The 12,035-nt window shown below is 62.2% G+C and carries 14 protein-coding genes; 1 reads left to right on the top strand and 13 read right to left on the bottom strand.

All coding sequences use genetic code 11. The features are described from left to right. Positions 1-5 precede the first annotated feature (5 nt). On the bottom strand, positions 6-548 hold the full coding sequence (locus SJI00_RS12090; protein WP_322461941.1) for a YaeQ family protein: 543 nt from the start codon (positions 546-548) through the stop codon (positions 6-8). 139 nt (positions 549-687) lie between these two features. On the opposite strand from SJI00_RS12090, the gene SJI00_RS12085 reads away from it, so the two are divergent. Further along, positions 688-1,899: a CaiB/BaiF CoA transferase family protein gene (locus SJI00_RS12085; RefSeq protein ID WP_416221023.1), complete on the top strand. Its 1,212-nt coding sequence runs from the start codon at positions 688-690 to the stop codon at positions 1,897-1,899. A gap of 163 nt (positions 1,900-2,062) precedes the next feature. On the opposite strand, the gene SJI00_RS12080 is transcribed toward SJI00_RS12085, so the two are convergent. The 12 genes from SJI00_RS12080 to ffh all read right to left on the bottom strand — a co-directional run bounded on the left by SJI00_RS12080 (position 2,063) and on the right by ffh (position 11,943). Further along, positions 2,063-2,344: a DUF3509 domain-containing protein gene (locus tag SJI00_RS12080; RefSeq protein ID WP_322461939.1), complete on the bottom strand. Its 282-nt coding sequence runs from the start codon at positions 2,342-2,344 to the stop codon at positions 2,063-2,065. 76 nt (positions 2,345-2,420) lie between these two features. Continuing rightward, on the bottom strand, positions 2,421-2,831 hold the full coding sequence (locus SJI00_RS12075; protein ID WP_322461938.1) for a DNA-binding transcriptional response regulator: 411 nt from the start codon (positions 2,829-2,831) through the stop codon (positions 2,421-2,423). A 165-nt stretch (positions 2,832-2,996) separates the two neighbouring features. Continuing rightward, a complete protein-coding gene (thrC, locus tag SJI00_RS12070; protein WP_322461937.1) occupies positions 2,997-4,406 on the bottom strand; it encodes a threonine synthase in 1,410 nt (469 codons plus the stop codon). A gap of 168 nt (positions 4,407-4,574) precedes the next feature. Then, positions 4,575-5,879 (bottom strand): homoserine dehydrogenase, encoded by a 1,305-nt coding sequence (locus tag SJI00_RS12065; protein WP_322461936.1) that lies wholly within the window; start codon positions 5,877-5,879, stop codon positions 4,575-4,577. A gap of 85 nt (positions 5,880-5,964) precedes the next feature. Then, entirely contained in the window at positions 5,965-6,744 is a 780-nt protein-coding gene (locus SJI00_RS12060) for a DsbC family protein (RefSeq protein ID WP_322461935.1), read from the bottom strand. A gap of 153 nt (positions 6,745-6,897) precedes the next feature. Then, a complete protein-coding gene (gene xerD, locus SJI00_RS12055) occupies positions 6,898-7,794 on the bottom strand; it encodes a site-specific tyrosine recombinase XerD (protein WP_322461934.1) in 897 nt (298 codons plus the stop codon). Between the two features lie 102 nt (positions 7,795-7,896). Next, a complete protein-coding gene (locus SJI00_RS12050; RefSeq protein WP_312934349.1) occupies positions 7,897-8,304 on the bottom strand; it encodes an acyl-CoA thioesterase in 408 nt (135 codons plus the stop codon). Between the two features lie 88 nt (positions 8,305-8,392). Continuing rightward, positions 8,393-8,743 (bottom strand): 50S ribosomal protein L19, encoded by a 351-nt coding sequence (gene rplS, locus SJI00_RS12045; RefSeq protein ID WP_003252148.1) that lies wholly within the window; start codon positions 8,741-8,743, stop codon positions 8,393-8,395. Between the two features lie 42 nt (positions 8,744-8,785). Continuing rightward, positions 8,786-9,538 (bottom strand): tRNA (guanosine(37)-N1)-methyltransferase TrmD, encoded by a 753-nt coding sequence (gene trmD / locus SJI00_RS12040; RefSeq protein ID WP_322461933.1) that lies wholly within the window; start codon positions 9,536-9,538, stop codon positions 8,786-8,788. A gap of 3 nt (positions 9,539-9,541) precedes the next feature. After that, positions 9,542-10,078, bottom strand: a complete 537-nt coding sequence (rimM, locus tag SJI00_RS12035; RefSeq protein ID WP_322461932.1) for a ribosome maturation factor RimM — start codon at positions 10,076-10,078, stop codon at positions 9,542-9,544. Positions 10,079-10,083: 5 nt separating this feature from the next. Continuing rightward, the gene (rpsP, locus tag SJI00_RS12030) at positions 10,084-10,335 is read right to left on the bottom strand and encodes a 30S ribosomal protein S16 (protein ID WP_312934352.1); all 252 of its coding nucleotides are present in this window, start codon (positions 10,333-10,335) and stop codon (positions 10,084-10,086) included. A gap of 231 nt (positions 10,336-10,566) precedes the next feature. Further along, positions 10,567-11,943, bottom strand: a complete 1,377-nt coding sequence (gene ffh / locus SJI00_RS12025) for a signal recognition particle protein (protein WP_322461931.1) — start codon at positions 11,941-11,943, stop codon at positions 10,567-10,569. Positions 11,944-12,035: the final 92 nt, after the last annotated feature.

Genomic DNA, 12,035 nt, shown 5'->3' with positions numbered 1-12,035 from the left:
TCAGGTCAGCCGCGCTCACCGAGCAGCCATTGCAGTTGCACTTCGTGCTGGCCGCGGTCATCGGTGACGAACACCGTGCCCTCGCTGATCATCACGTCCCACTTGATGGTGCGCGGCATGTCCTTGGACAGCACGTCCAGCACCTCTTGCGGCACGGCAGCGATGTTGAGGTTCTTCAGCGACTTCACCGCGCCGACCACCTTGGTCTCCCAGACGCGCAGGCTGCCGTAGGCCAGCAAGCTGGTGCGTTCGGTCCGCCGTGAACACCAGGTGAGACGGTCGGCATCGGGCTGGCCGACTTCGATCCAGTGCAGGATGCGGTCATCCAGGCTCTTTTCCCACAATGCCGCTTCATCCACGTCTGACAGGCCACGGCCAAACGACAACTGCTCGTTGTACCAAAGCGCGTAGGCCAGCAGACGAACGGTCATGCGCTCCTCGGTTTCCGAAGGGTGGCGGGCGATGGTCTGACGCACGCTTTCGTAAACGCTGCGGTCGAGGTCGGTCAGGTTCAGTTCGAATTTGTAGGTGGTGGACGGCTGGGCCATAGGAAGGGCTTCGTGCTCGGTGTCGAAAAAGTCCGCCAGTCTAACCGATCCGAACCCTCAACGGCGGCCCGCTGACCCAGGGGCAGGCGGTATCGGGTCGCTGCCGCCTGTGATAGAACCCCCGCTCTGCCCCGCTGCCATGGAACGTCGCATGTCTACGCCCAGCAAACCGCTCGCCGGCCTCAAAGTCATCGAACTCGGCACCTTGATCGCCGGCCCTTTCGCCTCACGCATCTGCGCCGAGTTCGGCGCCGAGGTGATCAAGGTCGAATCCCCGGATGGCGGTGATCCGCTGCGCAAATGGCGAAAGCTCTATGAAGGCACCTCGCTATGGTGGTTCGTGCAAGCACGCAACAAACAGTCGCTGACCCTCAACCTCAAGCACGAAGCCGGCCGCGACGTGCTCAAGCGCCTGCTCGGCGAGGCCGACATCCTGATCGAGAACTTCCGCCCCGGCGTGCTGGAAAAGCTCGGCCTGGGCTGGGACGTGCTGCATGCGCTCAACCCGCGACTGGTGATGGTGCGCCTGTCGGGCTTTGGCCAGACCGGGCCGATGAAAGATCAGCCGGGATTTGGCGCGGTGGGCGAATCCATGGGCGGGCTGCGCTACATCACCGGCTTCGCCGATCGCCCGCCGGTGCGCACGGGCATCTCCATCGGCGACTCGATTGCCGCATTGTGGGGCGTGATCGGTGCGCTTATGGCCTTGCGCCATCGCGAGGTCAACGGCGGTGGCGGACAAGTGGTCGACGTGGCGCTGTACGAAGCAATCTTCGCCATGATGGAAAGCATGGTCCCGGAATTCGACGTGTTTGGTTTCATCCGCGAGCGCACCGGCAACATCATGCCGGGCATCACCCCCTCATGTATCCACACCAGCGCCGATGGCCGGCACGTGCAGATCGGCGCCAATGGTGATGCCATCTTCAAGCGGCTGATGCACGCGCTGGGCCGCCCCGACCTTGCCGAAGACCCGGCACTGGCCAGCAACGACGGCCGCGATCTGCGCCGCGACGAGCTGTATGGGGTCATCGACCGTTGGGTCAATGGTTTGTCGCTGGACGAGGTGATGCGCGCGCTGACGGCTGCCCAGGTGCCGGCCAGCCGTATCTATTCAGCCGAAGACATGTTCAGCGATCCGCAATTTCTGGCCCGCGACATGCTGTTGCAGGCCACCCTTCCCGACGGCAAGCCGTTCAAGATGCCTGGCATCGTGCCCAAACTGTCGGAAACACCGGGCGGCACGGAGTGGGTGGGGCCGGCGCTGGGCGAACACACCGATGCGGTGCTGGCGGCCTTGGGCTACGACGCGGCGGCGATTGCCCAGTTGCGACGCGCTGGCGCCATCTGAGGGCGGCGAGCAGCCCCTCGGAAATCGCAGGCAAAAGAAACCCCGGTCGCTGGGGTAACCGACCGGGGTTGAAGTCAAAGCCAACCTTGGGCTTTGCGTGGCCGTCCTGTCGGTACCGGAGCAAAGCAACGACCGACGACCATTGACTGATCTGACGGCAACCTCAGGCGAAGGTTCCCTGCGCCACCTTGCACTGTTGCGACGCGGCGATCACGCAGGGCTGCAAACGCCCTTCGGCGATCTGCAGGTCGCGGTGCAAGCCATCGACCAGGTCGACCAGCAGGCGGTGGTCCTGCAATTGATAGTGGCTGACCGCGCGGCTGAGGACTTCACCGCCGTGGCTATCGAGAACGGTGAGCAGGCGCTGGCCACCGGCGTCTTCTTCGTCGAGCCGGGTGTGATAAGGGGTCAAGGCATCGTTGAGCAGTCTGCAGATTCGTTCCATCCGGCGTACTCGCTTGTTCTGTTGGATACAGACGTACTGACCTGCAAGCGAAGCGGAAAGTTCTGTACCCCGCAGCCTAAGCGGGTTGCTGCGCCAACGGACGCGTGATCCCGTTGAGCCGCCGCAGCGCCTGGCTGAGCGCTGGCGCGGACAGCGGCCAAGTCAGCTCATCCAGGACCCATAACCCACGTTCGCGGGCCAGACGGGCAAAATCCGGGCGCTTGGCCTGCGGCTTGCCGACAAACAGCAACGCCGGAGTCGCAGGCGCAAGGCGCAGTCGCTCAAGCAGCACTTTGCCGGAGCGAGCGGGCATGGCCTGATCGAGAATCAGCAGGTCGGCGGGGCTGGGAGCTTGCAGCGACAGCGGTGCAGTGAGCAGGTCGTTGACCAGCCGCACGCGAAAGATGCCCTGCGCATTGCAAGCCTGGTGCAAGGTGATCTGGTGAAACGGGTGCTGCTGATGAATGAGAACGGTGAGCCGGTTCATGAGTCGCTCCGCGACGCCGCACGCGCGGCCGGAAAAGCCCGTCACTTTAAGAAGCGTTCTGCGCTAGATATATAGGAAATTGCTTATTCGGTCGTGAAGCATTTCCTGAGTCCGGCGCACTAAAAAGCCCGTCGGGTGACGGGCTTCTCATTGGACGCTGCAGGCTTACAGCGGCTTGCCGCGATTGCCGTGCTGGCTGACGAAGGCCTGCACCGCCTTGAGGTCATTGGCCAGTACCGTGCAACGCTCTTCACGGCTGAACAGATCGCTCAAGTGCGCGGGCAGTTCCAGCGCTCTGGCCACGCCCGCCTGCTCTACCGCCTCGGGGAATTTCACCGGGTGCGCCGTGCCCAGCACCACCATCGGCGTGCTCAGGCTACGGCGGCAGTCGCGCGCAGCGCGCACGCCGATGGCGGTATGCGGGTCGAGCACCTCGCCGGTGCTGGCAAACACCTCGGCGATGGTCTCGCAGGTCTGCTCGTCGGTCACCGCCAGCGAGTCGAACAGCTTGCGCGCTTCGGTCCAGCGGTCCTCGTCGACGCTGAAGCCGCCGCCTTGCTTGAAGGTGCTCATCAGCTCGGCGATCGCCGCGCCATTTCGACCGTGCAGGTCGAACAGCAAGCGCTCGAAGTTCGACGACACCATGATGTCCATGGACGGCGAGAGCGTGGCGTGCAGGGTGTCCTTCACATATTGATTGCCGCTCATGAAGCGGTGCAGGATGTCGTTGCGGTTGGTGGCGACCACCAGTTGGCTGATCGGCAAGCCCATGTTGCGCGCCAGGTACCCGGCAAAAATGTCACCGAAGTTGCCGGTCGGCACCGAGAACGCCACCGAACGCGCCGGGCCGCCGAGCTGCAAGGCGGCATGGAAGTAGTAGACGATCTGGGCCATGATCCGCGCCCAGTTGATCGAGTTCACGGCCACCAGGCGTGTGCCCTTGAGGAACGACTGATCGGCGAAGCTGGCCTTGACCATCTCCTGGCAGTCGTCGAAGTTGCCCTCGATGGCAATGTTGTGAATGTTTTCGCCAAGGATGGTGGTCATCTGCCGGCGCTGCACTTCCGACACGCGCTGGTGCGGGTGCAGGATGAAGATGTCGACGTTGTCGCAACGGCGGCAGCCTTCGATGGCGGCAGAACCGGTGTCACCACTGGTGGCGCCGACGATCACTACACGCTCGTTGCGCTTGGCCAGCACATGGTCGAGCAGGCGCCCCAGCAATTGCAGGGCGAAGTCCTTGAACGCCAAGGTCGGGCCGTGGAACAGCTCCATCACCCACTCGTTGCCCTCGAGCTGGCGCAGTGGCGCCACGGCCGAGTGCGCAAAGGCGCCGTAGGTTTCTTCCAGGATCTTCTTGAAGTCGGCATCGGCGATGCTGCCCTCGACGAACGGACGCATCACTCGGAAGGCCAGCTCGTGGTACGGCAGACCGGCCCATGAGGCGATTTCTTCCTGGGTGAAGCGTGGCAGGTTTTCCGGCACGTACAGGCCGCCGTCGCTGGCCAGGCCAGTGAGCAGTACGTCTTCGAAATTCAGGGCGGGGGCCTGGCCACGGGTACTGATATAACGCATGGGGGCAAACCTCTGGTGTGAGCGGCAGACCTTGAGCTGCGCGGCGAGAAGACGCGCATTGGCGTCGTTCTTGCGCGCGGCGTCTGGGCACTGGCGCAAATATGTTCTGTTTGAAGCCTCGATAGCGCCTGGCGCCGACCTGGCCGCAGGCGGATCGAGGCATGCCAGTTAATTCAGTTGTTCGACGCGAATGCGCACCACTTTGCCCACCACGTCCTGCAGGTCCTCAAGGGCGACGATGGCGTCGTTGATGCCCTGCTCGATCACCCGGTGGGTGAGCAGGATCATCGGCACCAGGCCGTCTTGCTCCTCGGCTTCCTTCTGCATGATCGATTCGATGTTGATGCCGCGCTCGGACAGAATGCTTGCCACCTGGGCCAGCACGCCTGGATGATCCTTGGCCTGGATGCGCAGGTAATAGGCGCTTTCACAGGCTTCGATCGGCAGGATCGGGTGGGCTGACAGCGAATCGGGCTGGAAGGCCAGGTGCGGCACGCGGTTTTCCGGATCAGAGGTCATCGCGCGGACCACATCGACCAGATCAGCCACCACCGAGGACGCCGTCGGCTCCATGCCGGCGCCCGCGCCGTAGTACAGCGTGGAGCCGGCTGCATCGCCATTGACCATCACTGCGTTCATCACCCCATTGACGTTGGCGATCAGGCGATCGCTGGGGATCAGGGTGGGGTGCACGCGCAATTCGATACCGGCGCAGGTGCTGCGCGCCACGCCCAGGTGCTTGATGCGGTAGCCCAGGGCTTCGGCGTAGTTCACATCAGCGGTGGTCAGCTGGGTGATGCCCTCGGTGTAGGCCTTGTCGAACTGCAGCGGAATGCCGAAGGCAATGGACGCCAGAATCGTCAGCTTGTGCGCAGCGTCGATGCCTTCGACATCGAACGTCGGGTCAGCTTCGGCGTAACCCAGCGCCTGGGCTTCGGCCAGCACGTCGGGGAAGGCACGGCCTTTCTCGCGCATCTCGGTGAGGATGAAGTTGCCAGTGCCGTTGATGATGCCGGCCAGCCAGTTGATGCGGTTGGCCGAGAGACCCTCGCGAATGGCCTTGATCACCGGAATGCCACCGGCCACTGCGGCTTCGAACGCCACGATCACACCTTTCTCACGCGCGCGGGCGAAGATTTCGTTGCCGTGCACGGCAATCAGCGCCTTGTTCGCGGTGACCACATGCTTGCCGTTGTCGATGGCCTTGAGCACCAGGTCGCGGGCCACGGTGTAGCCACCGATCAGCTCGATGACGATGTCGATTTCAGGGTTGCTGGCTACATCGAACACGTCCGCGGTAATGGGGGTACCGGTAATCTGGCAGTTCGGGTTGGGCGAGCGCATGGCAATCTGTGCCACTTCAATACCGCGCCCGGCACGGCGGGCGATCTCCTCGGCGTTACGCTGAAGCACATTGAAGGTTCCGCCACCGACGGTCCCTAACCCACAGATGCCTACTTTGACCGGTTTCACTGTGAACTCCCCATAGAACGGGCGACGCCTTGCGCCGACCGTGAAACGTGCCGTCACCCCATAGCGACGGCGTGCTGAAATTGAATTACTTGGCCAAGGCCAGCTTGGCCAACTGCGGCGCCGGCTGATAGCCCGGTATCACCTGCCCGCTCTCCAGAACGATGGCCGGCGTACCGTTCACCCCAATCGACTGGCCCAGCTCGAACTGCTTGCTGACCGGGTTGGCGCATTTGGCAGCCTTGATGTCCTTGCCCTCGACCATTTTGTCCAAAGACGCACGGCGGTCGCTGGAGCACCACACGGCCTGCAGCTGCTGGTCCCCTTCCGAACCCATGCCCTGACGCGGGAAGGCCAGGTAACGCACCTCGATGCCCTGGCGATTGAGCTCAGGCACTTCGGCGTGCAGTTTGTGGCAGTACGGGCAGGTGGTGTCAGTGAACACCGTGATGTGCGATCTGGTCTCGCCCTTGGCAGGGTAAATCACCATCTCGGCGGTCGGGATGCCATTGATGAGCTTGGCCACGCCCAGACGCTCGGTCTTCTCGGTGAGGTTGACCGGCTTGCCGTCCTTGATCTGGTACAGGTAGCCCTGCATCACGAACTCGCCATCGGGGCTGGCGTAGAGCACGCGGCCACCTTGCAGTTTGACTTCATACAGACCGCCCACCGGGCTGCTGGCCACGCTTTCGATGGGCACATCCAGCTCGAGGGTCTGCAAGGTCTTGCGAATGGCCTGCTCGGCGCCGGTGTTGGCGTCGGCAGCGGCCGCTGTCTTGGCTACGGGTGCAGCAGCCGGGGCCGCAGCGGCGGCAAAGGTGCTGACCAGCGCCAGGGCGGCAGCAGCGAAAATCCGGGTCACGCGCATGGAAACTCCTGAGGACGGACGGGGCACGAGAATGTGGCCTGCGCACATGGCGCGACGACCAGACGGCCCCTGTAACAAAACCGCTCAAGCCTACCACAACAGGCCCGCGCTGGCTGTGGCTGCGCGTACCACCGGGCAGAACATGAATTTCATTCACCCACGTGGATGGTGCTGGGCATGCAGCTGCTGCAGGCGGGCCTTGGCGACGTGGGTGTAGATCTGCGTGGTCGACAGGTCGCTGTGGCCCAGCAGCATCTGCACCACGCGCAAGTCCGCACCGTGGTTGAGCAGGTGCGTGGCGAAGGCGTGGCGCAAGGTGTGCGGCGATAGCGGCTTGTCGATGCAGGCCACACGGGCATGCTGCTTGATGCGGTGCCAGAACGTCTGGCGGGTCATCTGCTCGCCGCGCAGGCTGGGGAACATGACGTCGCTGGGGCGCTCGTTGAGCAACTCGGCGCGAGCACCGCGCAGGTAGCGCTCGACCCAGAGGATGGCCTCTTCACCCATGGGCACCAGTCGCTCCTTGCTGCCCTTGCCCATCACCCGCAGCACACCCTGGCGCAGGTTGACCTGATCCAGGGTCAGGCTGATCAGCTCGGTGACCCGCAGGCCACAGGCGTACAGCACTTCGAGCATGGCACGGTCGCGCTGGCCAATGGCTTCGCCCAGGTCTGGCGCTTGCAGCAGCGCTTCGACATCGGCTTCGGAAAGTGATTTGGGCAGCGGCCGGCCCAGTTGCGGCATGTCCACCTGCAACGTCGGGTCCACGGCGATCAGTTTTTCCCGCAGCAAGTAGCGGAAGAAGCCGCGCAACCCGGAGATGAAGCGCGCCGTGGAGCGCGGCTTGTAGCCCTGATCCACGCGCCAGGCCAGGTGATCGAGAATCAGCTCACGACCGGCGTCCGGCAGGGCAATGTCGCGCTCCTGCAACCAGCCGTTGAACAGGGTCAAGTCGCTGCGGTAGGACGCGCGGGTGTTGTCCGACAGGCCTTTTTCGAGCCACAGGGCGTCGAGGAACTGATCGATCAGAGGATGATCCAGGGTGGGCATGGTCTGGCGCTGGTATGTGAATAGCCGGCAAGTGTTTCACAGCCGGTGGCGGCCTGTCTGCCTCCGCGCTCGGCAGGTCAGCACCAGGCCCTTGGCTGGGCGTCATGCCATCGGCAAGACGGGCACCGGGCGCTTGTTTTCGTCGATGGCGACAAAACTGAACACGCCATGAATGGCGCGCTCGCGGCCGTCGAGGTACATGTTCTCGACGAACACATCGACCTGCACCTGCAGGCTGGTGTTGCCGACCTTGATCACGCTCCCCACCAGCTCGACGATCGTGCCCGCAGGGATGGGGTGCTTGAAGTCGATGCGGTCAGTGGAGACCGTCACCAGCGCCAGGCGACAGAAGCGGGTGGCTGCGATGAACGACACTTCGTCCATCCAGGCCAGCGCAGTGCCGCCAAACAGGGTGTTGTGATGATTGGTCGTATTGGGGAAGACCGCTTTGGTCACACGGGTGACGGACAGCTCGGTGCGGCGCTGGATTTCCTGGTCACGTGGGGTCATGGGTTGCTCCGAATTCAAGACGCAAAAAAGCAGCCCGAAGGCTGCTTTCTCTTTCGCATGGCAGCCTGGGCTACCGGTCAAACTGCACTCAGGACAGTTTTTCCTTGATGCGAGCTGCTTTACCGGACAGGTCACGCAGGTAGTACAGCTTGGCTTTACGCACGTCACCACGACGTTTCACGGCCAGGCTGTCGATCTGCGGGCTGTAGGTCTGGAAGGTACGCTCAACGCCCACGCCGCTGGAGATCTTGCGCACGGTGAAGGCGCTGTTCAGACCGCGGTTACGCTTGGCGATGACAACGCCTTCGAATGCCTGCAGACGGGAACGCTCACCTTCCTTCACTTTAACCTGGACGACAACGGTGTCGCCGGGTGCGAAGGTTGGGATTTCCTTGCTCATCTGCTCGGCTTCGAGCTGCTGGATGATCTTGTTGGTCATGCTGTGCTCCTAAGATGGATAACTTGATCCACCATCGATACGTTAACTATCGTTCCGCTCTCGGAGGTATTCCTCGAGCAGCTTTTTCTCTTCTCCAGAAAGTGAGCGACTTTCCAGAAGATCGGCACGCCGTTCGAAGGTCCTGCCTAAGGACTGCTTCAACCGCCATTGCCGGATGTGTGCATGGTTGCCACTTAGCAACACGTCGGGTACACGCTGATCCGCATACACCTCAGGTCGGGTGTAGTGCGGGCAATCGAGCAGGCCATCGGTGAAGGAGTCTTCCTCCGCCGAGCCTGCATGCCCCAAAGCTCCGGGCAGCAGTCGTGTAACCGCATCGATCAGTACCATGGCCGGCAGCTCGCCACCGGAAAGCACATAGTCACCAATCGACCACTCTTCATCGACATGAGCCTGAATGAACCGCTCGTCGATGCCTTCGTAACGACCGGCGATCAGGATCAACGACTCCTGTTCAGCCAGGTCTTTGACCGCTTGCTGACTCAGCGTACGGCCTTGTGGCGAGAGATAGATCACCTTCGCCCCAGCTCCGGTCGCTTGCTTGGCACAGGCCAAGGCATCTTCCAGAGGCTTGATTTTCATTACCATCCCCGGACCACCGCCAAAAGGCCGATCATCCACTGTGTGGTGGCGATCACTGGTGTAGTCCCGCGGATTCCAGCAGGTGAGTTGCAACAACCCCTGCTTCACCGCGCGGCTGGTAATGCCGTACTCGGTAATGGCCGAAAACATCTCAGGGAACAACGTGACGACTTCTACGCGAAGGTTGCCCATCAGTTAGAAATCCGCATCCCATTCGACCCGCATCACACCGGCTTCGAGGTCGATGGCAAGCACACATTGCCGCGTATAGGGCAACAGACGCTCACGATCATCCAGGCTACCTGCGCAAGGCTTGACCACTACTACATCATTGGCGCCGGTTTCCAACAGGTGATCAACCTTGCCGAACAGCTGTTCGTCTTGATTGATGACACTCAGACCGACCAACTGGTACCAGTAGTACTCGTCGTCGTTCAGGTTGGGCAAAAGGCTGCGCGAGACACAAATCTCGTAACCGCTCAGAAGACGCGCTTCATCACGATCCTCTAGCCCTTTGAGTTTTGCGACCAACTCCTTTTTATTGGAGCGACCACTCACCAGCTCGACCTGTTTGACCGACCCTTCGCGCCGAAGCGTCCAGTGGCGGTAATCCAACAGGTTTTCAATCGGATCGGTAAAGGAATAGACCTTCACCTCGCCGCGAACGCCGTGTACCGAAAAAATCTTGCCAACGACGATGAGGTCGTCAGCCATCTCTGGCGTCGCGTTCATACGGTTCAGGCTGCAGCCTTGGCCGCTTCCTTCAGCAGCTGAGCAACGCGCTCAGACGGCTGTGCACCGACGCTCAGCCAGTGAGCGACACGGTCTTCCTTGATGGACAGGCGGGTTTCCTGACCACGAGCGACAGGGTTGAAGAAGCCAACCTGCTCGATGTGCGAGCCGTCACGCGGGTTACGCGAGTCGGTTACGGTCAGTTGGTAGAATGGGCGCTTTTTGGAGCCGCCACGGGCAAGACGAATGGTTAGCATTGAACATCGTTCCTGTAGTCGGTACTGCAAATCATGATCCCAGCGGGCACACAGGTGCCCGAAAGGCCGCATATTCTCAGGGAATACACGGACTTTTGCAAATGCCTTTTTCATCGGAGAAAGGCTTGCCTGTCGACTTGCACGATAAGCTGCCTGCCAGAGCGGGCAGCGATGACCCCGTTGAAACGGGGGTTCCGGGCCTGGTGGCGAGCCACCAGCGCCCTGAATGGGTTACATCTTCGGCATGCCACCACCTGGCATCATGCCGCCCAGGCCACGCATCATCTTGGCCATGCCACCTTTGGTGGAGAATTTCTTCATCATTTTCTGCATCTGCTTGTGCTGCTTGATCAAGCGGCCGACGTCCTGCACCTGGGTGCCGGAGCCCAGCGCGATGCGACGCTTGCGCGAACCACTGAGCAAATCAGGGTCACGGCGCTCTGCGGGGGTCATGGAGCCGATGATCGCTTCCATCTGCTTGAACTGCTTCTCGGCGGCGCCTTGAACGTTGCCCATCTGCGACAGGTTGACGCCGCCAATGCTCGGCAGCTTGTCCATCAGGCCGCCCAGGCCGCCCATGTTCTTCATTTGTTGCAGCTGGTCGCGGAAGTCTTCCAGATCGAAGCCTTTGCCCTTCTTCAGCTTCTGCGCCAGCTTGTCGGCCTTGGCCTTGTCGATGGTCTGCTCGGCCTGCTCGATCAGGCTGAGCACGTCGCCCATGCCGAGAATGCGCGAGGCGACCCGATCGGGATGGAACGGTTCGAGCGCATCGCTCTTCTCGCCCATGCCGAGGAACTTGATGGGCTTACCGGTGATGGCACGTACCGAGAGCGCGGCACCGCCACGGGCGTCGCCGTCGACCTTGGTCAGGATCACGCCGGTCAGCGGTAGCGCTTCACCGAAGGCCTTGGCGGTGTTGGCGGCGTCCTGGCCGGTCATGGCATCGACCACGAACAGCGTTTCGACCGGCTTGACCGCGGCGTGCAGGGCCTTGATCTCGTCCATCATGTCGGCGTCGATGTGCAAACGGCCGGCGGTATCGACGATGACCACGTCGATGTACTTCAGCTTCGCTTCACGGATGGCCGCTTCGGCAATGGCCAACGGCTTCTGGCTGAGGTCGGAAGGGAAGAAGGTGACGCCCACTTCGTTGGCCAGGGTTTCCAGCTGCTTGATCGCCGCCGGGCGGTACACGTCGGCCGAGACCACCATCACGCTCTTTTTCTTGCGCTCCTTGAGGTGGCGCGCCAGCTTGCCAGCGGTGGTGGTCTTGCCCGCACCCTGCAGGCCGGCCATCAGCACCACGGCCGGCGGCGTGGCATTGAGCGCGAGCTCTTCGTTGGCTGCGCCCATCAGGCTTTCGAGTTCGGCCTGGACGATCTTGACGAAGGCCTGGCCCGGCGTGAGGCTGCGCGAGACTTCGGTGCCGACCGCACGCTCCTTGACGCTGTTGACGAAATCCTTGACCACCGGCAGGGCAACGTCGGCCTCAAGCAGCGCCATGCGCACTTCGCGCAGGGTGTCCTTGATGTTGTCTTCGGTCAGCTTGGCCTTACCGGTAACATGGCGCAGCGTCTGTGACAGGCGGTCGGTCAGGTTTTCGAACATGGTGATCCTTTCAGGCCCAGGTAAAGCCGAGGGTGGTCAGGCGTCCGGGTACCACTACGAGTCCGGGTACCACTACTAATATGGACGCGCCC

It is taken from the genome of Pseudomonas gebzensis, assembly GCF_034427815.1.
Classification (GTDB): Bacteria; Pseudomonadota; Gammaproteobacteria; order Pseudomonadales; family Pseudomonadaceae; genus Aquipseudomonas.
This window is presented reverse-complemented; position numbering and strand designations above follow the sequence as displayed.

Coding starts and splice junctions, on each gene's coding strand:
- SJI00_RS12080 (WP_322461939.1), bottom strand. CDS start 2,344: ATGGAACGAATCTGCAGACTGCTCAACGATGCCTTGACCCCTTATCAC.
- SJI00_RS12050 (WP_312934349.1), bottom strand. CDS start 8,304: ATGACCCCACGTGACCAGGAAATCCAGCGCCGCACCGAGCTGTCCGTC.
- SJI00_RS12085 (WP_416221023.1), top strand. CDS start 688: ATGGAACGTCGCATGTCTACGCCCAGCAAACCGCTCGCCGGCCTCAAA.
- xerD (WP_322461934.1), bottom strand. CDS start 7,794: ATGCCCACCCTGGATCATCCTCTGATCGATCAGTTCCTCGACGCCCTG.
- ffh (WP_322461931.1), bottom strand. CDS start 11,943: ATGTTCGAAAACCTGACCGACCGCCTGTCACAGACGCTGCGCCATGTT.
- trmD (WP_322461933.1), bottom strand. CDS start 9,538: ATGGGCAACCTTCGCGTAGAAGTCGTCACGTTGTTCCCTGAGATGTTT.
- rplS (WP_003252148.1), bottom strand. CDS start 8,743: ATGACCAACAAGATCATCCAGCAGCTCGAAGCCGAGCAGATGAGCAAG.
- SJI00_RS12090 (WP_322461941.1), bottom strand. CDS start 548: ATGGCCCAGCCGTCCACCACCTACAAATTCGAACTGAACCTGACCGAC.
- rpsP (WP_312934352.1), bottom strand. CDS start 10,335: ATGCTAACCATTCGTCTTGCCCGTGGCGGCTCCAAAAAGCGCCCATTC.
- SJI00_RS12075 (WP_322461938.1), bottom strand. CDS start 2,831: ATGAACCGGCTCACCGTTCTCATTCATCAGCAGCACCCGTTTCACCAG.
- thrC (WP_322461937.1), bottom strand. CDS start 4,406: ATGCGTTATATCAGTACCCGTGGCCAGGCCCCCGCCCTGAATTTCGAA.
- rimM (WP_322461932.1), bottom strand. CDS start 10,078: ATGAACGCGACGCCAGAGATGGCTGACGACCTCATCGTCGTTGGCAAG.
- SJI00_RS12060 (WP_322461935.1), bottom strand. CDS start 6,744: ATGCGCGTGACCCGGATTTTCGCTGCTGCCGCCCTGGCGCTGGTCAGC.